Source organism: Janthinobacterium sp. TPC_1, assembly GCF_056037845.1.
In genome coordinates this window covers 6,223,285-6,244,871 of the sequence record NZ_CP195157.1, presented here as the reverse complement: position 1 = coordinate 6,244,871, position 21,587 = coordinate 6,223,285, and the positions used below count along the sequence as shown (strand labels likewise).

18 protein-coding genes and 4 pseudogenes are annotated in these 21,587 nt (G+C 61.9%); 20 read left to right on the top strand and 2 right to left on the bottom strand.

The annotated features are described in order from the left end of the window. Positions 1-132 precede the first annotated feature (132 nt). The 10 genes and pseudogenes from truA to ACQVLG_RS30245 all read left to right on the top strand — a co-directional run bounded on the left by truA (position 133) and on the right by ACQVLG_RS30245 (position 10,631). Positions 133-963, top strand: coding sequence for a tRNA pseudouridine(38-40) synthase TruA (gene truA, locus ACQVLG_RS30290; protein WP_474292234.1), 831 nt, complete (start codon positions 133-135; stop codon positions 961-963). A 22-nt stretch (positions 964-985) separates the two neighbouring features. Next, positions 986-1,669, top strand: a complete 684-nt coding sequence (locus ACQVLG_RS30285) for a phosphoribosylanthranilate isomerase (protein WP_230541102.1) — start codon at positions 986-988, stop codon at positions 1,667-1,669. Then, on the top strand, positions 1,662-2,912 hold the full coding sequence (trpB, locus tag ACQVLG_RS30280; protein ID WP_230541101.1) for a tryptophan synthase subunit beta: 1,251 nt from the start codon (positions 1,662-1,664) through the stop codon (positions 2,910-2,912). The genes ACQVLG_RS30285 and trpB overlap by 8 nt, the downstream gene beginning before the upstream one ends. An 86-nt stretch (positions 2,913-2,998) precedes the next feature. Further along, positions 2,999-3,802, top strand: a pseudogene (trpA, locus tag ACQVLG_RS30275) (tryptophan synthase subunit alpha). A gap of 197 nt (positions 3,803-3,999) precedes the next feature. Continuing rightward, complete coding sequence (accD, locus tag ACQVLG_RS30270; RefSeq protein ID WP_474292232.1) at positions 4,000-4,872, top strand: acetyl-CoA carboxylase, carboxyltransferase subunit beta; 873 nt, start codon at positions 4,000-4,002, stop codon at positions 4,870-4,872. Between the two features lie 244 nt (positions 4,873-5,116). Beyond that, positions 5,117-6,274: a bifunctional tetrahydrofolate synthase/dihydrofolate synthase gene (folC, locus tag ACQVLG_RS30265; RefSeq protein WP_474292231.1), complete on the top strand. Its 1,158-nt coding sequence runs from the start codon at positions 5,117-5,119 to the stop codon at positions 6,272-6,274. A 142-nt stretch (positions 6,275-6,416) separates the two neighbouring features. After that, positions 6,417-7,277, top strand: a complete 861-nt coding sequence (locus tag ACQVLG_RS30260) for an SPOR domain-containing protein (protein WP_474292230.1) — start codon at positions 6,417-6,419, stop codon at positions 7,275-7,277. Positions 7,278-7,297: 20 nt separating this feature from the next. Continuing rightward, a complete protein-coding gene (locus ACQVLG_RS30255; RefSeq protein WP_474292228.1) occupies positions 7,298-7,786 on the top strand; it encodes a CvpA family protein in 489 nt (162 codons plus the stop codon). 39 nt (positions 7,787-7,825) lie between these two features. After that, positions 7,826-9,349 carry an amidophosphoribosyltransferase gene (gene purF, locus ACQVLG_RS30250; RefSeq protein ID WP_230541096.1) on the top strand — a complete coding sequence of 508 codons (1,524 nt, stop codon included), beginning with the start codon at positions 7,826-7,828 and terminating at the stop codon, positions 9,347-9,349. A gap of 43 nt (positions 9,350-9,392) precedes the next feature. Then, a pseudogene (locus ACQVLG_RS30245) lies at positions 9,393-10,631 on the top strand (cystathionine gamma-synthase family protein). Between the two features lie 204 nt (positions 10,632-10,835). Here ACQVLG_RS30245 and lexA read toward each other — a convergent pair. Then, complete coding sequence (gene lexA, locus ACQVLG_RS30240) at positions 10,836-11,483, bottom strand: transcriptional repressor LexA (RefSeq protein ID WP_230541238.1); 648 nt, start codon at positions 11,481-11,483, stop codon at positions 10,836-10,838. Between the two features lie 32 nt (positions 11,484-11,515). Between lexA and ACQVLG_RS30235 the strand changes: the two genes are divergently transcribed. From ACQVLG_RS30235 to ACQVLG_RS30200, 8 genes and pseudogenes are all read left to right on the top strand, one after another. Next, positions 11,516-11,716, top strand: a complete 201-nt coding sequence (locus ACQVLG_RS30235) for a hypothetical protein (RefSeq protein ID WP_474292226.1) — start codon at positions 11,516-11,518, stop codon at positions 11,714-11,716. 42 nt (positions 11,717-11,758) lie between these two features. Next, positions 11,759-12,149 (top strand): annotated as a pseudogene (gene rpsF, locus ACQVLG_RS30230) (30S ribosomal protein S6). Continuing rightward, complete coding sequence (gene priB, locus ACQVLG_RS30225) at positions 12,149-12,469, top strand: primosomal replication protein N (protein ID WP_474295849.1); 321 nt, start codon at positions 12,149-12,151, stop codon at positions 12,467-12,469. Before rpsF ends, priB begins: the two are co-directional and overlap by 1 nt. Positions 12,470-12,494: 25 nt before the next feature. Next, positions 12,495-12,785, top strand: coding sequence for a 30S ribosomal protein S18 (rpsR, locus tag ACQVLG_RS30220; RefSeq protein ID WP_010400024.1), 291 nt, complete (start codon positions 12,495-12,497; stop codon positions 12,783-12,785). Between the two features lie 27 nt (positions 12,786-12,812). Further along, entirely contained in the window at positions 12,813-13,268 is a 456-nt protein-coding gene (rplI, locus tag ACQVLG_RS30215) for a 50S ribosomal protein L9 (protein ID WP_034783456.1), read from the top strand. 135 nt (positions 13,269-13,403) lie between these two features. Next, on the top strand, positions 13,404-14,789 hold the full coding sequence (locus ACQVLG_RS30210) for a replicative DNA helicase (RefSeq protein ID WP_034750488.1): 1,386 nt from the start codon (positions 13,404-13,406) through the stop codon (positions 14,787-14,789). Positions 14,790-14,883: 94 nt separating this feature from the next. Beyond that, positions 14,884-15,510: a DUF47 domain-containing protein gene (locus ACQVLG_RS30205; RefSeq protein ID WP_010400015.1), complete on the top strand. Its 627-nt coding sequence runs from the start codon at positions 14,884-14,886 to the stop codon at positions 15,508-15,510. 39 nt (positions 15,511-15,549) lie between these two features. Beyond that, positions 15,550-16,564: pseudogene (locus ACQVLG_RS30200) on the top strand (inorganic phosphate transporter). 46 nt (positions 16,565-16,610) lie between these two features. Here ACQVLG_RS30200 and ACQVLG_RS30195 read toward each other — a convergent pair. Then, positions 16,611-17,507: an MBL fold metallo-hydrolase gene (locus tag ACQVLG_RS30195; protein WP_474292224.1), complete on the bottom strand. Its 897-nt coding sequence runs from the start codon at positions 17,505-17,507 to the stop codon at positions 16,611-16,613. 188 nt (positions 17,508-17,695) lie between these two features. Here ACQVLG_RS30195 and ACQVLG_RS30190 point away from each other — a divergent pair, with 188 nt between their 5' ends. Beyond that, complete coding sequence (locus ACQVLG_RS30190; RefSeq protein WP_474292222.1) at positions 17,696-19,318, top strand: GAF and HD-GYP domain-containing protein; 1,623 nt, start codon at positions 17,696-17,698, stop codon at positions 19,316-19,318. Further along, positions 19,315-21,570, top strand: a complete 2,256-nt coding sequence (locus ACQVLG_RS30185) for a CHASE2 domain-containing protein (protein ID WP_474292221.1) — start codon at positions 19,315-19,317, stop codon at positions 21,568-21,570. The genes ACQVLG_RS30190 and ACQVLG_RS30185 overlap by 4 nt, the downstream gene beginning before the upstream one ends. Positions 21,571-21,587 lie beyond the last annotated feature (17 nt).

Sequence of the window (21,587 nt, the reverse complement as noted above, 5' to 3'; positions counted from 1 at the left end):
CGTCCATGGCAGCGTTGCACGGTCTCGCCGTACTATTCGTACTGTCTTCGACCGCGCGCCTTGCCCTGAACGCCGTCTCAGGCGCTTGTGAGGTCGGAGGGCAGGGCCGCCTGCGCCCGGTATAATGCTTCGATGCAAAATATTACGACAGTAACGCCATTCAAGCGTATCGTCCTGGGCCTGCAGTACGACGGCACGGCCTGGCATGGATACCAGAAGCAGGAAGACGGCCAAACGGTGCAGGACCAGCTGGAAAACGCGCTGGAGCAGTTTGCCCGCGTGCGCCTGGCCACCACCTGCGCCGGCCGCACGGATACGGGCGTGCATGCGCTCGAGCAAGTCGTGCATTTCGATACGGAATTGAACCGCGATGTGCACTCGTGGGTGCGCGGCGTCAACGCCTTCCTGCCGAAATCGATCGCCGTGCGCTGGGCCAAGGAACTCGAAGGCAATCCGACGGTCAATGACTTCTTCCACGCCCGTTTCAGCGCCCGTGCGCGCACTTATCATTATGTGTTGTATAACAACGCTACCCGTTCGCCGCTGGTGGAGGGGCGCGCCGGCTTCTTTTTCCGCCCGCTGGACGTGGAACTGATGCGGCAAGCCGTGCAGCCGCTGCTGGGCTGGCACGATTTCACGGCCTTCCGCGCCGCGCAATGTCAGGCCAAGTCGCCCGTCAAGCTGATGCACGACATCCGCATCGAGCGGCGCGGCGATTGCGTCATTTTTACGATTACGGCCAATGCCTTCCTGCATCATATGGTGCGCAACCTGGTTGGCTCGCTCGTGTATATCGGCACGGGGCGCGAAAAGCCGGACTGGCTCGGGCATTTGCTGGAAAGTAAGGATCGCCACGCGGCGGCGCCCACCTTCATGCCGGACGGCTTGTACCTGGCGCAGATCGATTACGATCCGAAATGGGAGTTGCCTCAAGACAGTAGCAGCGCCTTGCCCTGGTTTTGATCTGCATCAATAAAGGATGAACATGCCACGCACACGCATCAAGATCTGCGGCCTGACCCGCGCCGAAGACATCCAGACTGTCGTGGCGGCGGGCGCCGACGCCATCGGCTTCGTGTTTTATCCGAAAAGCCCCCGTTACGTCACGCCCGGGCAGGCCGCCAGCCTGATCGCCGCCATGCCCCCGTACGTGACGGCGGTGGGCCTGTTCGTCAACGCCACGGTGGACGAGGTGCGGGCCACCAGGGCCGTGGCGCCTTTATCTCTGCTGCAATTTCACGGCGACGAGACGCCCGAACACAGCGCCGCGCTGGCTGGCGCCGTGCAGACGCCGTTTACGCAAGTGTTCCGCGTCAAACCCGACACCAGCTTTGAAGATTTGCTAGAATACGAACAGCGCTATCGCGCCGCCAGTCCCTTGTTCTCGAGCCTCTTGCTCGATACCTATGTGGATGCGTATGGCGGTGCAGGAAAGGTATTCGATTGGTCCCTCATTCCAGAAGAACTCGCGCCTCGGGTCGTTTTAAGTGGTGGCTTGAGCGTACAAAACGCGACTGACGCAGTGGTGCGCGTGCGCCCTTACGCCGTCGACATCAGCAGTGGTGTCGAAGCGTCCAAGGGCATCAAGGACGCATCCCGAGTCCGCGCGTTCATCGCCGCGGTGGGGGATGCCGATGCCATCATTGCCAGAGGAAACCACCATGAATGACCACACCAACTCGCCCGGCGCAGCCGCCGCATTGTTCCACGCCACCGATTACCCGTTTCCCGACCTGCGCGGCCACTTTGGCCCGTACGGCGGCTCTTTCGTTGCCGAAACGCTCACGCACGCGCTGGCCGAGCTGAAGGACGCCTACGCGCGCTACAGCGTCGATCCGGAATTCCTCGAAGAATTCCGCTACGAGCTGAAACACTTCGTCGGCCGCCCGTCGCCCATCTACCACGCCAAGCGCTGGTCCCAGATGGCCGGCGGCGCGCAAATCTACTTCAAGCGCGAAGACCTGAACCACACGGGCGCGCACAAGATCAACAACGTGATCGGCCAGGCCCTGCTGGCCAAGCGCATGGGCAAGCCGCGCATCATCGCCGAGACGGGCGCCGGCCAGCACGGCGTGGCCACGGCCACCATCTGTGCCCGCTTTGGCCTCGAATGCGTGGTCTACATGGGCAGCGAAGACGTCAAGCGCCAGGCGCAGAATGTGTACCGCATGAAATTGCTGGGCGCGACCGTCGTGCCCGTCGAATCGGGCTCGAAGACCCTCAAGGACGCGCTGAACGAAGCCATGCGCGACTGGGTCACCAACATCGAAAACACCTTTTATATCATCGGCACCGTGGCCGGTCCCCATCCTTACCCGATGATGGTGCGCGATTTCCAGTCCGTGATCGGCGAGGAATGCCTGGTGCAGATGCCGGAAATGACGGGCCGCCAACCCGACTACGTGCTGGCCTGCATCGGCGGCGGCTCGAACGCCATGGGCATCTTTTACCCGTACATCGACCAGAAAGACGTCAAACTGATCGGCGTGGAAGCGGCCGGCGAAGGACTCGATACGGGCAAGCACTCGGCGTCGCTGACGGCCGGTTTTCCGGGCGTACTGCACGGCAACCGCACCTATCTGCTGCAGGATGAAAACGGCCAGATCATCGAGACGCATTCCGTCTCGGCCGGCCTCGACTACCCGGGCGTCGGTCCGGAACATGCCTGGCTGAAAGATTCGGGCCGCGCGCAATACGTGTCGATCACGGATGACGAGGCGCTGCAGGCTTTCCACGACTGCTGCCATATCGAAGGCATCATCCCGGCCCTGGAGTCGTCGCACGCGCTGGCCTACGCGGCCAAGCTGGCGGCTACCTTGCCGAAAGACCAGATCGTGCTGGCCAACCTGTCGGGCCGTGGCGACAAGGACATGCATACGGTGGCGGAACGCATGGGATTGAATTTCAGTTAAACAACTGTCAATTCTCAATAACGCGTAGGTCGGATTAGCGCGCAAGCGCGTAATCCGACATCCTCCACCGATAAAGAAAGCTCCCCATGTCCCGTATCGCCACCACCTTTGCCAACTTAAAATCCAACAACAAGACCGCCCTGGTCACCTTCATCACCGCCGGCGACCCCGGCCCTGACGCCACCGTGCCGCTGATGATGCACGCGCGCTTGTCGAGGGCGGCGCCGACATCCTGGAGCTGGGCGTGCCGTTTTCCGACCCCATGGCCGAAGGTCCCGTGATCCAGCGCGCCTGCGAGCGGGCCCTGGCATTCAATGTCGGCATCCACGACGTATTCGGCTATGTGCGCCAGTTCCGTGAAACGAACCAGACGACGCCCGTGGTGCTGATGGGCTATGCGAACCCCATCGAGCGCATCGGCAGCGCCGCGTTTATTGATGCAGCACAAGCTGCCGGCGCCGATGGCGCCATCGTCGTCGACTATCCGCCCGAAGAGTGCGAGGAATTCGCCAGCGCCATGCGGGCGGCGGGCCTCGACCTGATTTTCCTGCTGGCGCCCACCTCGACGGAAGAGCGCATCGCGCAAGTGGCCAAGGTTGGCGGCGGCTTCAGCTATTATGTGTCGCTGAAAGGCGTCACGGGCGCCGGTAACATTGATACGGAACAGGTGGCAGAGCGCCTCGCGGCCATCCGCCAGCATGTAAAAATTACCCATCGGCGTGGGCTTCGGCATCCGCGATGGCGCCACGGCCATGGCCGTTGCCAAGGTGGCTGATGCCGTCGTGATCGGCAGCCGCATCATCCAGGAAATTGAAAATGCGCCGGAAGGGGGCGCCGTGGACGCCGTGCGCAGCTTTACGGCAGGCATCCGCGCCGCACTGGACGCCTGAGCAAGCTTGCCGTTTGCGCAAGATGCGTTGGCGGCAAAGTTCGACAGCCCGGCGATAAACGGCTACACTTCGGCCACTGATTTGCCTGTTATTGTGCAATAGATAAAATTTTTGGCGGCGTCCTGCGGGGCGCCGCCGTTGACCGTCTGCCGGGGGCGTCCACCGACGCTACCCCAACAAGGGCCCAAGGAGAAAATATGAGTTGGTTGGAAAAACTGCTGCCACCGCGCATACAGCGTTCGGACGCCGCCGCGCGCAAGACCATGCCGGAAGGCCTGTGGGTCAAGTGCCCGTCGTGCGAAGCCGTGCTGTGTACTACGGACCTGGAATCGAATTTGCACGTGTGCCCGAAATGCGACCACCACATGCGCATCCGCGCCCGTGAACGCCTCGACAGCCTGCTCGACGCCGGCGGCCGCTATGAAATTGGCCAGGAAATCCTGCCCGTCGATACCTTGAAATTCAAGGATAGCAAGAAATACCCGGACCGCCTGAAATCGGCCATGGAAGCGACGGGCGAGACGGATGCGATGGTCGTCATGGGCGGCGCCATCATGAGCTTGCCGGTGGTCGTGGCGTGCTTCGAATTCGAATTCATGGGCGGCTCCATGGGTTCCGTGGTCGGCGAGCGCTTCGTGCGCGGCGCGCAGATCGCGCTGGAACAGAAAGTGCCGTTCATTTGCATCACCGCCACCGGTGGCGCGCGCATGCAGGAAGGCTTGCTGTCGCTGATGCAGATGGCCAAGACCACGGCCATGCTGACCAAGTTGTCGGAAAAGAAATTGCCATTCATCAGCGTGCTGACCGATCCGACCATGGGCGGCGTGTCCGCTTCGTTCGCCTTCATGGGCGACGTCGTCATCGCCGAGCCGAAAGCGCTGATCGGCTTTGCCGGCCCGCGCGTGATTGAAAACACCGTGCGCGAAAAACTGCCGGAAGGCTTCCAGCGCGCCGAGTTCCTCGTCACCAAGGGCGCCGTCGACATGATCGTCGACCGCCGCAAGATGCGCGAAGAAATCGCCCGTCTGCTGGCCTTGTTGCAAAACCAGGCTGTCGAAGTCTTGGCTTAATGTCAAAGTAACAGGCCGGGCGGTGTCCTGCGGACCCGCCCGGTTGCCACGCCATACCGTTTGCGCGCCTTGCGCACTGTCTCCTCATCAAGAAGTCTCCCATGCAAAACCTCCCCACCACCTTGCCGGACTGGCTCGCCCTGCTGGAAACCCGCCATTCGGAAACCCAGATCAACATGGGCCTGGATCGCGTGCAAACCGTCAAGGCGCGCATGCAGCTCGCTTTTACCTGCCCCGTGATCATGTGGCGGGCACGAATGGCAAGGGTTCCACCTGCGCCATGCTGGAATCCGTGCTGTTGCGTGCCGGCTACAAAGTGGGTTTGTACATCAAGCCGCATTTCCTCGATTTTAACGAGCGCGCGCGCGTGCTGGGCGAGATGGCCAGCGACGAGCAGCTCGTCGCCAGCTTCCAGGCCGTCGAGGCCGTGCGCGGCGATACGCCGCTCACGTATTTCGAATTCACCACCCTGGCCATCCTGCACCTGTTGTCGCAAGCCAAGCTCGATGTGGCTATTCTCGAAGTGGGCCTGGGCGGACGCCTCGATGCCGTCAACGTGATCGACGCGGACGTGGCCATCGTCACCAGCGTCGACATCGACCACACGGATTACCTGGGCGATACGCGCGAAGCGATCGGCTTTGAAAAGGCCGGCATCTTCCGTCCGGGCAAGGCGGCCATCTGCAGCGACCCCGTGCCGCCGCAGTCGCTGATCGATCATGCCGAGGCCATCGGCGCCGACCTGTGGCTGATGATGGGCCGCGATTTCAACTATTCGGGCGACAAGCAGCAGTGGAACTACGGCGGGCGCGAGCAGCGCCGCAATTCGCTGGCCTACCCGAGCTTGCGCGGCGCCAACCAGATCCTCAATGCCACGGCCGTGCTGGCCGCGCTGGAAGTGCTGAAGCTGAAACTGCCCGTGGGCGCGCAGGAAGTGCGCACGGGCCTGGTGACGGTGGAATTGCCGGGCCGTTTCCAGGTCTTGCCTGGCCGCCCCAGCGTGATCCTTGATGTAGCACATAATCCCCACGCGGCGTCGGCCCTGAACCAGAACCTGGGCAATATGGGTTTCCACCCGTACACCTACGCCGTGTTCGGTTCCATGCAGGACAAGGATATCGATGGCGTGCTGGCCGCGATGAGCGAGCACGTCGACCACTGGTGTCTGACGGGCCTGCCTTCGCCGCGCGCGGCCACGGCTTCCGAACTGGCCGCCAAGGTGCAGATCATGCTGGAAGATAAACCCGACAGCAGCGAGCATACTGTGTCTATTTTCGATGATCCGGCACAAGCTTTTGCAAATGCAATGAGCCGGGCCGGTGAGAATGATAGAATTGTGGTCTTTGGTTCTTTCCTCACCGTTGCCGGCGTGATGAAGGCCCGAAAATCCTCACTTCACTGAAACGCACTCGACTGAAAATCACGCATGGGCTTGTTCTCGAAACTGTTTAAAAACAAGCAAGAATCCTCTGGCGAAGACAGCGGCTTTTATGTCCCTGGCGAAGCGCAGTCGCCGACCCGCAAGCGCGCCGCCAACACCTCCGGTGGCGGCGGATCGCGCCGTGGCGGCAAGGAAGCGCCGGATCCGGTCTTGCCTGAAAAAAAGCGCGCACGCCGTCGCCTGCCTGGTCGGGGCCATTGCCCTGGCCCTGGGCGTGGCTGTCGGCTTGCCGATGCTGCTCGATTCCGAGCCGAAAGCGCCGTTCAACGATATCGCCATCGACATTCCATCGAAGGAAAAGGCTGCGCCGGCACCGGCGCCTGCGCCCGTGCCGGCCGTTCCGGCCCAGGCTGCCGCGAATGGCCTGGACCAGTCCGAGGAAATCGTCGACGCGCCGCTGCCGCCTGCGGCCAAGCCCGCGCCAGCCCCGGCCCCCGTGCTGGCCGCCGTCCAGCCAGCTACCGTCAAGCCGGCCTACGTGGAACCAAAGCCCGAACCGAAACCGGTCAAGGTGGAGCCGAAGCCGGAACCGAAACACGAGCCCAAGCCGGAACCGAAGCACGAACCCAAGCCTGAGGCGAAACCGGAGCCCAAGCATGAGGTAAAACCGGAAGCCAAGCCCGAGACCAAGCCTGCCAAGCCGGCGCAATCGGCCGACGATGCCGCGCGCGCGCTGGCGATTCTGGAAGGCAAGCCGCAAGAGAAAGCGCAAGACAAGCCCCACGATGCCGGCAGCGGCAAGTTCGTGGTGCAGGTGGCGGCGCTGGCGACGCAGGACAAGGTCGACGAATTGCAGGACAAGCTGCGCGAAGCGGGCATCAAGTCGTACACGCAGAAAGTCTCCAGCCCGGCAGGCGAACGCATCCGCGTGCGCGTGGGGCCGTTCGGCAGCCGCGAAGACGCGGAAAAGACGCGCGCCAAGCTGCAAAAGCTGGGCCTGGGCGGCTCGCTGGTGCCGGCGTGATGTTGCAAGGCTGAACGCGCGTGACGATTTTCGATTACCTGGTGCTGTTCGTGCTGGTGACCTCCGTACTGATCAGCATGATGCGTGGCCTGGTCAAGGAAATACTGTCCCTGGTCAGCTGGATCGTGGCTTTCGTCATTGCCAACGCCTATGGCGCGACCCTGGCAAAATTCTTGCCGGAAGCCGTGCCGGGCGAAGCCATCCGTTTGTTGCTGGCTTTCGTCGTGCTGTTCATCGGCGTGCGCATTTTGATGGGATTGCTGTCCATGACGGTCGACGCGCTCGTCAAGGTGACGGGCCTGAGTCTGGCCGACCGCACCCTGGGCAGCCTGTTCGGCCTGGCGCGGGGTCTTGTGATCGTGCTGACCGCCGTCATCTTGTGCGGCATGACATCCATACCGCAGCAGCCATTCTGGAAAAACGCGCTGCTCAGCCCTTACGCGGAGCAAGGCGCGCGCGCCATCAAGCCTTATCTGCCTGCCGCTTACGCGCAGCATGTGAAATTTTGAATTTTTTTTAAAATCAGTAGCACAGTTTAGGAGCACACCATGTGTGGCATCGTCGGCGTCGTTTCCCATCAACCTGTCAATCAATTGCTCTATGATGCATTGTTGCTCTTGCAACATCGCGGTCAGGACGCGGCAGGGATTGCGACCAATCACAGCAGTATGTTTTCCATGCACAAGGCCAACGGCCTTGTGCGTGACGTCTTCCGTACGCGCAATATGCGTTCGCTGCAGGGCAACTCGGGCATCGGTCACTGCCGCTATCCGACGGCCGGTTCCTCGAGCGAAGAGGAAGCACAGCCGTTTTATGTGAATGCGCCGTTCGGCATCACCCTGGCGCACAATGGCAACCTGACCAACTGGGAACAGTTGAAGCAGGAAATGTTCAAGAACGACCGCCGCCACATCAATACCGATTCCGACTCGGAAGTGCTGCTCAACGTGCTGGCGCATGAAATCCAGGAAGCGACGACGGGCCTGAACCTGGACCCGGACGCCATCTTCAAGGCTGTCACCGTGCTGAACCGCCGCGTCAAGGGCGGTTACGCTGCCGTGGCGCAAATCGCCGGCGTGGGCTTGCTGGCCTTCCGCGACCCGCACGGCATCCGTCCGCTGTGCCTGGGCATCAACGAAACGGAGCAGGGCGCCGAATACCTGATCGCCTCCGAATCCGTGGCCCTGGAAGGCATGGGCTTCCGCTTCGTGCGCGACATCGGTCCCGGTGAAGCCGTCTTCATCGATGCCGACAAGCAATTACACAGCCGCCAGTGCGCGGACAACGCGAGCCTGAACCCGTGCGTCTTCGAATTCGTCTACCTGGCCCGTCCCGACTCCGTCATCGACGGCGCCTCCGTGTATGCCACGCGCCTGAAAATGGGCGAATACCTGGCCGAAAAGATCCGCGCCGAGTTGCCTGGCGTACATATCGACGTGGTCATGCCGATTCCCGACTCGTCGCGTCCGGCCGCCATCCAGCTGGCCATGGCGCTGAACATCGAGTACCGCGAAGGCTTCATCAAGAACCGCTACATCGGCCGCACTTTTATTATGCCGGGCCAGGCGGCGCGCAAGAAATCCGTGCGCCAGAAGCTCAACGCGATTCCATCCGAATTCAAGGATAAAGTCGTGTTGCTGGTCGACGATTCCATCGTGCGCGGCACCACCAGCCGTGAAATCGTGCAGATGGCGCGCGAAGCGGGCGCGACGAAGGTCATCTTCGCCTCGGCCGCGCCACCGGTGATCTACCCGAACGTGTACGGCATCGACATGCCGACGCGCGACGAACTGATCGCTTACGGCCGCACGACGGAAGAAGTGTGCCGCGAAATCACGGCCGATTACCTGGTGTACCAGGATATCGGCGCGCTGAAGCAGGCGATCGCCGACGTCAACCCGGCCCTGGTCAACTTTGAGGCGTCGTGTTTCGACGGCGTCTACGTGACGGGCGACGTGTCGCAGGAATACCTGGACCGCCTGGAATATGCGCGCCACCATCCGAAGGCGGCAGCGCCCGAAGATACGCCACGTTCCCAGCTGAACCTGAACCTGGCAACGACAGAAGCGTAATTATCTTGCCCGGCTAGCGCCGGGCTTTTTTTGCTCCGCGATCATGAACGATAAAAAAAACTACGGCTTTACCACCACCATCCTGCATAACGACCGCCGCAAGGGCATCGAGCACGGCTCGCTGCACAAGCCCGTGCACACCTCCGTCGCGTTCGGCTACGGCGACGCGCGCCAACTCGCTTCCGTGTTCCAGGGCAAGGAGCCGGGCTTCCGCTACGGCCGCCAGGGCAATCCCACCGTGTCCGCGCTGGAAGACAAGGTCAACAAGAGGAAGACGGTGTGGCGACCTTATGCTTCGCCACCGGCATGGGCGCCATCGGCGCCGTGGTGCAATCCTTGCTGCGCGCGGGCGACCATGTGGTGTCGTCGGCCTTTCTGTTTGGCAACACCAACAGCCTGTGGCAAACGGTGACGGGGCAGGGCATCGCCGTGTCGTTCGTCGATGCGACAGATGTGGCCAACGTGGCGGCCGCCATCACGCCGGCCACGCGGATTGTTTTTGTGGAAACTATTGCCAATCCGCGCACGCAGATCGCCGACCTGAAAAAAATCGGTGACTTGTGCCGCGAGAAAGGCATTTTGTACATCGTCGACAACACCATGACGACGCCGTATCTGTTCCGCCCGAAGGCCGTGGGCGCGGGCCTCGTGGTCAATGCCTTGACGAAATCCATTGGCGGCCACGGCAATGCGCTGGGCGGCAGCTTGACGGACACGGGCGTGTTCGACTGGACGCGCTATCCGAATATTTTCGACAATTACAAAAGCGGCGCCCGCGCAGTGGGGCATCGCGCAAATCCGCGCCAAGGCCTTGCGCGACTTCGGCGCCTCGCTGGGGCCGGAAGCGGCGCACCATCTCGCGGTCGGCGCGGAAACCATGGCCTTGCGCATGGACCGCACCTGCTCGAACGCCCTGGCGCTGGCCACCATGCTGGCCGCCGACCCGCGCGTTGCCGCCGTGCATTACCCAGGCTTGGCCTCGCACCCGCAGCACGCGCTGGCGAGCGACTTGTTCCGCAGCTATGGTTCGCTGTTCAGCTTTGAATTGAAGGATGGCATCGATTGCTTCGATTTCCTCAATCGTTTGAATCTGGCTATTCCAGCGAGCAACCTCGGCGACACGCGCACCCTGGTCATTCCCGTCGCCCACACGATCTTTTACGAGATGGGCGCCGAGCGGCGCGCCAGCATGGGCATCGCCGAGTCGCTGATCCGCGTTTCCGTCGGGATCGAGGATGAGGTGGATTTGCTTGAGGATTTCCGCCAGGCACTCGATGTATAGGTAGCCGGATAAATGAAAAGGGCCGCAACAGTCATGCTGTTGCGGCCCTTTGTTTTTCGCCGTTCAATGGTAATGTCTTCGTGCCTTCAGAAACCGTAGCGAGCAAGCCCAATATCGGGTTGAGTAGCGGAGCTGTACATTGGTACAGCGAGCAACGGATGCCCGAGAGTGGGCTGCGCAGTAGGTTTATGAGGGCGCGCTCAATCAATGCCAGCTGCGCATCAGTCCGACGGCCAGGCCTTCCAGGGCAAACTCGTCTTCCGGCGACACGGTTATGACCTTGAAGTCGGGGTTTTCCGGGAACAGTTCGATCACGGAACCCGTCTTCTTGTAGCGCTTGACGGTGACTTCGTCGCCGATGCGTGCGACGACGATCTGGCCGTTCTTGGCGCTGTCGACCTTTTTGACGGCCAATAAATCGCCATCCATGATGCCGGCGTCGCGCATGGACCAGCCGCGTACCTTCAGCAGGAAGTCGGGCTTGGCCGAGAACAGGGCAGGATCGACGTTGTAGCTCGCTTCGAGGTTTTCCTGCGCCAGGATCGGCGAACCGGCCGCCACGCGGCCGATCAGGGGCAGCGACATCAGCAGGGCTGGCGGCACTTTCGATGCAAGGGCTTCGGCTGCCGCACTTGCCGCCGCACCGATCAGGCGGATGCCGCGCGAGGTGCCGGGAGAAATCTCGATCGCGCCCTTGCGGGCCAGGGCCTGCAAATGCTCTTCGGCCGCGTTGGCCGATTTGAAACCCAGTTCATTGGCGATTTCGGCACGGGTGGGCGGAAAACCCGTGTTTTCAATCGCGTCCTTGATCAGGTTCAGAATTTGTTCTTGTCGTGCTGTCAGCTTGATCATGAGCGGTGGGTGCATACTAAAATGCTGTCTATATGAACAGTCTGTATTTTTGTACAGTATCGCCCACTATGCAAGGGGATTTCCGTGTTTTCGGCGAATTTCGCAAGAAATACTTGTCCAGGCGTGGAAAGCGCGGCGGCGCGCGGGCTTTTCCGGCGCTGGCGCAAGGAATGATTGAAACGTTTGCAAAAGGCGGTTATAATCTTCGGCTGACCTTCCCACACCCGTCTTGACGCCGGGGTGGGCGATTATCAATCCGACCTGAAGGAGTTTGCATGCGTCATTATGAAATAGTCTTTATCGTCCATCCGGACCAAAGCGAGCAAGTGCCCGCGATGATCGAACGCTACAAAGCCAGCGTAACCACCCGCGGCGGTTCGGTTCACCGCGTGGAAGATTGGGGCCGCCGTCAAATGGCTTACTCGATCCAAAAGCTGCCTAAAGCACACTACATCTGCCTGAACATCGAGTGCGACAACGAGACCCTGGTCGAGTTGGAAACAGCATTCAAATTCAATGATGCCGTGTTGCGTCACCTGACCGTTAAAATGAAGAAAGCTGAAACAGCTCCTTCGCCGATGATGAAATCGGTACAACGCGAAGACGCGGCCAAAAGCCACCGCACCGACCGAAGCACCAGCAGCCGCTCCAGCCGCAGCCGCTTAATTCTTGACCAGGATCGTGCGCTGAACCAGCTACAAGTAACCGCCATCATTGCCGAGCGCGAAATATTGCGCTATACCCCGGCAGGGCTGCCGATTGTGAATGCAGTATTGCAACACAGTTCGCAGCAGATGGAAGCAGGGATTGCCCGTTTGACCGAGTTTGATGTTGCCGCGCTAGCCGCTGGCGAAATCTCAGGCCGGTTCAGTCAGGCAAGCTTGGGCGGGGTGTATCAGTTCACGGGTTTCCTGGCCAGAAAAAGCCGCAACAGCAAGAGTTTGGTGTTTCACATCATTGATTTTAGTGCAGTCAATTCTGACTAGCGCATTTTAGATACAGGAGCCTGACATGGCATTCGGTAAAAAGTTCGACAAAAATAAGCTCAAGCTTAAAGAAAAACGCAAACAGCAAAACCCTTTGTTCAAACGTAAGAAGTTCTGCCGCTTCACGGCAGCTCACGTTGAGCAAGTCGACTACAAAGACGTCGATACGCTGAAAGACTTCGTCCAGGAAAACGGCAAGATCATGCCAGCACGCCTGACCGGTACCAAAGCGCACTACCAGCGCCAAGTCGACACCGCAATCAAGCGCGCTCGCTTCCTCGCGCTGCTGCCATACACCGATCTGCACCACGCTTAATCGGTCAGATATTCCTGGAGAAGAACTATGCAAATCATTCTGTTAGAAAAAGTTGTAAACGTCGGTAACCTCGGCGAAGTCGTCAAAGTCAAGGACGGTTACGCACGTAACTTCCTGATTCCACAACGCCTGGCACGTCGTGCTACGGCAACCGCTGTGGCTGAATTCGAAGTCAAGCGCGCCGAACTGGAAAAAGCTGCTGCCGCCAAACTGGCTGCATCGCAAGCCCAAGGCGAAAAACTGAGCGGCCTGACCGTTCAAGTTGCTCAAAAAGCTGGCGTCGATGGCCGTCTGTTCGGTTCCGTCACCAACTTCGACATCGCTGAAGCGCTGACCAAGCAAGGTTTTGCTGTTGAAAAAGCACAAATCCGCATGCCTACCGGCCCGCTGAAGATCGTTGGCGAGCACAACGTTTCGGTTGCTCTGCACACCGACGTGGTCGTTGAAGTGGTAATCGCTGTCGTTCCAGACGCGAACGCGTAATCGTCTGCGGGCCTGGCCCGCAAGCGCTGCCGTACTATGAAAAGCCGGGTTCGCCCGGCTTTTTTGTGGCCTTTTTTTCGCTCATTTTCAGCCCTTTATTTTTGCCAGCACGCCGAAGCGGGTATAATTCGCGCCATGAACGCCCCCTCTGATCCGCAACTGGATTCCCTCCGTATTCCGCCGCATTCGATCGAAGCAGAACAATCCGTCATCGGTGGTCTGCTGCGCGACAATGCTGCATATGACCGCATCGCCGACTTCATGCATGCGGAGGATTTCTATCGCTATGACCATCGCATCATCTTCGAGCAAATCGTCAAGATGGTTAACGCTTCCAAGCCAGCCGATGTCATTACTGTTTTTGAAACCCTGACCCAGCTCGGCAAGGCCGATGATGTGGGCGGACTCGCTTACCTGAACGCCATGGCGCAAAACACGCCATCGGCCGCGAACATCCGGCGTTATGCCGAGATCGTGCGCGACCGCGGCGTGCTGCGCAAACTCATCACCGTCGCCGACGATATTTCCGGCACGGCCTTCAGCCCGCAAGGCAAGGAAGTCAAGCAGATGCTTGACGAGGCCGAGTCGAAGATTTTCGCCATCGCCGAAGAGGGCGCGCGCGGCGCCCAGGGCTGGACCGCCATCCAGCCCCTGCTGACGCAGGTGGTCGAGCGCATCGACGAGCTGTACAGCCGCGACAACCAGAGTGAAATCACGGGCGTGCCCACCGGTTTCATCGACCTCGACCGCATGACCTCCGGTCTGCAGCCGGGCGACCTGGTGATCGTGGCGGGCCGTCCGTCGATGGGCAAGACGGCGTTTTCCGTCAACATCGGCGAAAACGTGGCCATCGACAGCGGCTTGCCCGTGGCCGTGTTCTCGATGGAGATGGGCGGCGCCCAGCTGGCCATGCGTATGCTCGGCTCCGTCGGACAGCTCGACCAGCACCGCCTGCGCACGGGCCGCCTGAACGACGAAGACTGGCCGCGCCTGACGAATGCGATCCAGAAGATGAACGACGCGCAGTTGTATATCGATGAAACGCCAGCGCTCAATTCCATCGAATTGCGCGCCCGTTCGCGCCGTTTGTCGCGCCAGTGCGGCAAGCTGGGCCTGATCATCGTCGATTACTTGCAACTGATGTCGGCCAATACCCCGGGCGACAACCGCGCCACGGAGATTTCCGAGATTTCGCGGGGCTTGAAAGGCCTGGCGAAGGAACTCGGTTGCCCCGTGATCGCGCTGTCCCAGCTGAACCGCTCGCTGGAACAACGCCCGAACAAACGTCCCGTCATGTCCGACTTGCGCGAATCGGGCGCTATCGAGCAGGATGCCGACGTGATCCTGTTCATTTACCGCGACGAGGTGTATAACCCCGACTCGCCGGACAAGGGGACGGCCGAAATCATCATCGGTAAACAGCGTAACGGTCCAATCGGCAGCATCCGCCTCACCTTCATGGGGCAGTACACCAAATTTGGCAATTACAGTGGTGGCCTGGCGCTTTACCAAGGCGACTAAGACTCAGCAGCACTGGCAATTCCATCGGCCGCCCCCGACAACGGGGCGGCTTTCTGTAGTAAATAACACGACTCAATGCTTAACGGAGAATGACATGTTTGGACGCTTGATGCCCACTGAGGGCAAGTTTTTTGAATTGTTTAACCAGCACGCGGAATTGTGCGTCAAGGGCGCCAAAGAGATGCTCGGCCTGATGACCAATTTCGACGACCTGGAAAACCGCGTGCATGCGATCGAAAGCATCGAGAAACAGGCGGACAAAGTCACCTACGCCACCGTGGAAATGCTGCACAAGACCTTCATCACGCCGATCGACCGCGATGACATCCATCAACTGATCACGCGCCAGGACGACATCCTCGACCTGCTGGAAGATGCGGCGCAAACCGTCTCGCTGTACGACCTGAAGGCCGTCACGCCGGAAGCCAAGCGCCTGGCCGAACTGGTGCTGGCCTGTACCGAAAAAGTGCGCGACGCCGTCGCCATGCTGCACAACATGGACAACTCGCGCAAGATCGTCGCCATCTGCGAAGAGATCGACCGCCTGGAATCGGATGCCGACCACGTGATGCGCGCCGCCATGTCCAAGCTGTTCCGCGACGAGCCGGACGTGCGCAACCTGATCAAGCTGAAAGCGATCTACGAAATTCTGGAAACCGTGACCGACCGTTGCGAAGACGTGTCCAATATTATCGAAGGCATCATCGTCGAAAACGCGTAAGCGTTGGGCCTGTCCTGAACCAGAATCAGAAAAGAAACTATAATGACCATACAAATCAGCATCTACGTGCTAGGCCTGTTGATCGTCCTCGCGCTGCTGTTTGACTTTCATGAACGGCTTCCACGATGCCGCCAACGCGATTGCCACGGTGGTCTCGACGGGCGTATTGAAACCGCAGACCGCGGTTGCCATGGCCGCCACGTTCAACTTCGTCGCCATCTTCGTGTTCCACCAGCTGACCGTGGCCGCCACGGTGGGAAAAGGCACCATCGACCCGGCCGTGATCGACCAGTACGTGATCTTCGGCGCGCTGATGGGCGCCATCTTCTGGAATCTGTTTACCTGGTACTACGGCATTCCCTCGTCGTCCTCGCACGCGCTGATCGGCGGCCTGGTGGGTGCAGCCGTCGCCAAGTCCGGCACGGGCGCGCTGGTTGCGGCCGGCCTGTGGAAAACCGTGGCCTTTATCGTCATCGCACCCGTGCTGGGCTTCGTGTTCGGCTCGATCATGATGCTGCTCGTGTCGTGGATATTCGTGCGCTCGACGCCGCGCAAGGTCGACAAGTGGTTCCGCCGCTTGCAACTGGCATCGGCCGCGGCCTACAGCCTGGGCCACGGCGGCAACGACGCGCAAAAAACCATCGGCATCATCTGGATGCTGCTGATCGCCGCCGGCTACTCGAGCGCGGCCGATGCCATGCCGCCGATGTGGGTCATCATCTCGTGCTATACGGCCATCAGCTTCGGCACGCTGTTCGGCGGCTGGCGCATCGTCAAGACCATGGGCCAGAAGATCACCAAGCTCAAACCGGTGGGCGGCTTCTGCGCCGAAACGGGCGGCGCCATCACCCTGTTCGTCTCGACGGCGCTGGGCATTCCCGTGTCGACCACGCATACGATCACGGGCGCCATCGTCGGTGTCGGCTCGTCGCAAAAAATGTCGGCCGTGCGCTGGGGCGTGGCAGGCAATATCGTCTGGGCCTGGATCTTCACGATTCCCGCTTCCGCGTTTGTTGCCGCAGTCGCCTGGTGGATTGGCCACCACATCATGTGATGGATAGCCAACGCCAGTAAAAAGGGAGCCTTGCGGCTCCCTTTTTTTATGCGCCGGCCAGTTCCACCGTCAGCCCCTCGCTGGCGAGGAACACCTGCAGGCCGGCCAGGCGGCTCGCATAGCGGCCCATCACGTCGGCAAACACGGCTTCGAGCTGCTCGTCACTGCGGGTCGGTTCGTGGTGGGTGCAGTACAGGCGCCGCGCGCCGCAGCGCAGGGCCAGGTCGAAGGCGGCGTCGAAGGTGCCGTGGCCCCAGCCCTGCTTGCCCGGGTATTCCTCGCGCGTGTATGAGCAATCCATGATCAGCGCGTCGACGCCGGCAATCAGCGCATCGATGCCGGCCTGGCGCTGCGCATTGCGCGCCGCGCAGGCCGCGTGGTCGGCGTGGCCGGGCGCATGCAGGTTGTAGAACGGTTCATGGTCGCCGCTGAAAAACAGCGAGGCGCCGCCGCAGTCGATGCGGTAGCCGAGGTTGACGACCGGATGGTTCATTTCCGCGCCGCGCACGCGCGCGCCGCCCACGTCGACGGTGTCGCCGGGCGCCAGCGTGCGGTATTCGATGCTGGCCGCCATGGCCGCTTCGCTGACGGGGAAATAGCTGTTTTGCAACTGCACCGCCATCACGTGTTCGATGCCGCATCCGCTGACGCCGTCCAGGGCGCCATGCAGGCGCATGCGGTTGCCGGCCACGAACAGGGGCGAGAACATGGGCAGGCCGTGGATGTGGTCCCAGTGGCTGTGCGTGATGAAGACATGCGCGTCGACGGGCTGGCCGGGCGGCAATTGCTGCGCCAGCGCGAAAATGCCGCTGCCCGCATCGAGAATGATCAGGCTGTCGTCGTCAGTGCGCACTTCGATGCACGTGGTGTTGCCGCCATAGCGGGCCGTGCGCGGGCCCGGGGAGGGGATGGAGCCGCGCACGCCCCTGAACGTGAATTTCATTCAGTACCTTGTTACAGTGTAATTATTGTTGATTCTATTCTAATTAATGAGATTGGCGGCAACATTTATACGTGTTGCAATATGGCAAGTTATTTCATTTTGTTGTAACTAAGTAATGTACAGTGCGCGGGGTGGCCGTTACACTGGCGCTTGCCCGCTTCCTCTTCCCTTACCTGATCGCCATTCACATGCCTCAGTTGCACCCTGAGAAAATCGCCCACAGACTGGAGCAATTGACCGAACTCAGTGTCGCGCTCGGCCACGGCCTGGGCGGCGAGGGACACGATATCGGCGCGCTGTTGCAGCGCATCGTGCTGCTGGCAAAAAGCATGAGCGGCGCCGATGGCGCCACCCTGTACCGGCCCGCGCTTGATGGCCGCCAGCTGGCGTTCGACATCAGCGTCAACGACAGCCTGGGCATCGCGCAGGGCGCCGACATCGGTGTGCCGGGCGTGCCCCTGTTCGATGGCGCGGGCCAGCCCAACCTGGCATCGGTGGCGGCGTATGCGGCGAACCTGCGCCGCAGCGTGAATATCGCCGATGTCTACCGCGACGAGGGCTTCAATTTTTCCGGCATGCGCGAGTTTGACCGCCACCATGGCTACCATACGCAGTCGATCCTGACGGTGCCCATGAGCGACCACGAGGGCGATTTGATCGGCGTGCTGCAGCTGGTCAATGCCAAGGATGGGGAAACGGGGCAGGTGCGCGCCTTTTCTTCCACCGACCAGCGCTTCATTGAGGCGCTGGCCGCGCAGGCTGGGGTGGCGCTGACGAACCAGCTGCTCATTTCGCAGCTGGAAGAGCTGCTTGAATCGCTCGTTACCCTGATCAATATCGGCATTGATGAAAAGTCGCCGTACACGGGGCGGCACTGCCAGTTCGTGCCCGAGCTGACGATGCTGCTGGCCGATGCCGCGCACGCCACGCAAACGGGGCCGCTGGCCGATTTCCGGCTCAGCGACAACGAGCGCAAGCAACTGTGGCTGGCCGGCCTGCTGCACGATTGCGGCAAGATCACTACGCCCGTGCACGTGGTCGACAAGGCCACCAAGCTGGAGACGATTTTCGACCGTATCGCCCTGATCGACACGCGCTACGAAGTGCTGCTGCGCGACGCCGAGATCGCGGCCCTGCGCCAGCAGGCGGCGCAGCCGCAGCAGAAGGACGCCATCGCCGGCGCGCTGGCGCAGGAGCAGGCGGCGCTGCGCGAAGAGCGCGACTTCATCCGGCGCGTCAACATAGGCGGCGAAAGCATGGCGCAGGCCGACCAGGAAAGAGTGCGGCAGATCGCTCGGCGCCGCTGGCGCGCGGCCGACGGCCAACTGTGCGATTTTCTTGACGCCGACGAGACGGAAAACCTGACCATTCGCGCCGGCACCCTGACGGCAGCCGAGCGGGCCATCGTCAACAACCATATCAGCGTGTCGATCCGCATGCTCGAAGCGCTGCCCTGGCCCAAGCACCTGCAGAAGGTGCCGGAATACGCGGGCGGCCACCACGAGCGCATGGATGGCAAGGGCTATCCGCGCGGGCTGACGAAAGAGCAGATGTCGGTGCCGGCGCGGCTGATGGCGATCGCCGACATTTTCGAGGCGCTGACGGCGCGCGACCGGCCCTACAAAAAGGGCAAGCCGCTGTCCGAATCGCTGCGCATCCTCGGCAATTTCAGCCTGAACGGGCATATCGACCCGGAGCTGTTCGACGTCTTCATCCGCAGCAAAGTCTATTTGACCTTCGCTGAAAAGCACATGCATCCGAGCCAGATCGATGCCGTCGACGAGGCGGCCATTCCGGGCTATACCCCGTGAAGCTGCCGCTGGCCTGGCGCAAGCACGGGGCGCGGTCGCTGCTGGGCATCGTGCTGACGCTGGCGGCGGCTGTCCTGTGCCTGGCCGGGAATGAGAATATTGCCCGCCTCGACGCCATGCTGGGCGACTGGCGCATGCGGGCCGAAACGCCGCAGCTGGACCGCCGCATTGTCATCGTCGACATCGACGAGCAAAGCCTGGCACGCGTGGGCCGCTTTCCCTGGAGCCGCGACATCCAGGCGCGCCTGGTGCGCCAGCTCACCGGCCATTACGGCGTGTCTGCGCTGGGCTTCGATATCTCGTTTCCCGAAGCGGACACCAGTTCCGGCTACGCCGTGCTGCAAGGCCTGGCGCGCGGCGAACTGGCCGGCGTGCCCGGCTTGCCGGCGCAACTGGAAAAACTGCGCCCGGCCATGGACTACGACGGCCTGTTTGCAGGCGCCATGCGCGGCCAGCCCGTGGTGCTCGGCTACAGCGTCTCGGAGCAGCAAAGGAAGGGCGTGCTGCCCAAGCCCGCCTTTACCGTCGCCGACTTGAACGGGCGCACGGTCACGGCCTACGTGGCGCGCGGCTACGAAGCCAATATCGCGCCCCTGCAGGCGGCCGCGCAGGGGGCCGGCATCTTCACGGCGCTGACCGATGCCGATGGCGTCGTGCGTTCCTCGACCCTGTTGCAGCGCATTGGCGACGGCTATTATCCGTCGCTGTCGCTGGCCACCGTCGCCGTCTACCTGCAGGCGCGCGCCATCGCCCCTCGTTTCACGGGCACGGCCGATACCCTGTCGGCGCGCGAACTGGCCAGCGGCGGCCTCGAACACATCATGCTGTTCACGCCGCGCGGCGCGCTGGCGATTCCTGTCGGCGAAGCCTTGACGACCACGGTGCAGTACCGCGGTGCGGGAGGTCCCGATGGCGGCGCCTTCCGTTATGTGTCGGCTGCCGACGTGCTGGCCGGCACTGTGCCGCCCGCGCTGTTGAAGGGCGCCATCGTCCTGGTGGGCACCACGGCGCCCGGCTTGAACGATATCCGTGCCACGCCCGTGAATGCCGAGTATCCGGGAGTGGAGGTGCACGCCAACCTGATCAAGTCCATGCTCGACGGACGCTTCAAGGCGCGGCCCGACTACGCGCTGGCGCTCGAACTGGTGCAGCTCGTGCTGTTCGGCCTGCTGCTGGCGGGCGCCCTGGCCGTGCTGCCGCCGGCCGGCGTGATGCTGGCCAGCGTGGGCGCGCTGGCGGCCGTCATCGGCATCAACCTGTACCTGTATGCCGTGCACGACCTGGTGCTGGGCGGCGCCGTGCTGCTGTTGCTGATCCTTGCGCTGTTCATCGCCAACCTGGCATGGGGCTATTTTTTCGAGGTGCGCAAGGGCCGCGCGCTGGTGGCCCGTTTCGGCGAATACGTGGCGCCTGAACTGGTGGCCGAGATGGCCGACGATCCACAGCGCTACACGATGGAGGGGGAGAACCGCGAACTGACGGTGCTGTTTGCCGACGTGCGCGGTTTCACGGCCATTTCCGAGCAGCTGGCGCCCGCCGCGCTGCGCGAATACATCAACGCATACCTGACGGCCATGTCGGAAGATATCCGCGACAGCCACGGCGGCACGCTGGACAAATACATCGGCGACGCCGTGATGGCGTTCTGGGGCGCGCCCGTCGCCTTTGGCGATCACGCCAGCCGGGCCGTGGCCAGCGCCCTGCTGATGCAGCAAAGTGCGGCGCGGCTGAACCAGCAGTTTTGCGCGCGCGGCTGGCCGGCGCTGCGCATCGGCATCGGCCTCAATACGGGGCCCATGCATGTGGGCGACATGGGCTCGCGCATCCGCCGCGCCTATACCGTGATGGGCGACAGCGTCAACCTGGCCGCGCGCCTGGAGGGCGCCAGCAAGCTGTATGGCGTGGGCATCGTGGTGGGCGAGGCCACGCGCGCGGCCGCCCCGCAATTCCTGTACCGCGAACTCGATCGCATACGCGTGCTTGGCAAGCAGGAAGCGGTGGCCATCTTCGAGCCGCGCTGCCTGCTGGCCGGTGCCGCAGCGGCCGAACTGGCGCAGATCGAGCGCTGGCACGCGGTGCTGGCCCGGCTGCGCGCGCGCGACTGGGCGGCGGCTGGCGCGCAGCTGGCCCGCTTGCAGGCGGACTTTCCCGACGATGGCCTGTACCGGCTCTATGCGGCGCGCCTGGCGCAATACCGCGACACGCCACCGCCGGCCGGCTGGGATGGCGTGACGGAATTGCAAAGCAAATAGCCTGTCGTCGCGCCGGA

Coding starts and splice junctions, on each gene's coding strand:
- truA (WP_474292234.1), top strand. CDS start 133: ATGCAAAATATTACGACAGTAACGCCATTCAAGCGTATCGTCCTGGGC.
- ACQVLG_RS30285 (WP_230541102.1), top strand. CDS start 986: ATGCCACGCACACGCATCAAGATCTGCGGCCTGACCCGCGCCGAAGAC.
- trpB (WP_230541101.1), top strand. CDS start 1,662: ATGAATGACCACACCAACTCGCCCGGCGCAGCCGCCGCATTGTTCCAC.
- accD (WP_474292232.1), top strand. CDS start 4,000: ATGAGTTGGTTGGAAAAACTGCTGCCACCGCGCATACAGCGTTCGGAC.
- purF (WP_230541096.1), top strand. CDS start 7,826: ATGTGTGGCATCGTCGGCGTCGTTTCCCATCAACCTGTCAATCAATTG.
- lexA (WP_230541238.1), bottom strand. CDS start 11,483: ATGATCAAGCTGACAGCACGACAAGAACAAATTCTGAACCTGATCAAG.
- ACQVLG_RS30235 (WP_474292226.1), top strand. CDS start 11,516: ATGAACAGTCTGTATTTTTGTACAGTATCGCCCACTATGCAAGGGGAT.
- rpsR (WP_010400024.1), top strand. CDS start 12,495: ATGGCATTCGGTAAAAAGTTCGACAAAAATAAGCTCAAGCTTAAAGAA.
- rplI (WP_034783456.1), top strand. CDS start 12,813: ATGCAAATCATTCTGTTAGAAAAAGTTGTAAACGTCGGTAACCTCGGC.
- ACQVLG_RS30210 (WP_034750488.1), top strand. CDS start 13,404: ATGAACGCCCCCTCTGATCCGCAACTGGATTCCCTCCGTATTCCGCCG.
- ACQVLG_RS30205 (WP_010400015.1), top strand. CDS start 14,884: ATGTTTGGACGCTTGATGCCCACTGAGGGCAAGTTTTTTGAATTGTTT.
- ACQVLG_RS30195 (WP_474292224.1), bottom strand. CDS start 17,507: ATGAAATTCACGTTCAGGGGCGTGCGCGGCTCCATCCCCTCCCCGGGC.
- ACQVLG_RS30190 (WP_474292222.1), top strand. CDS start 17,696: ATGCCTCAGTTGCACCCTGAGAAAATCGCCCACAGACTGGAGCAATTG.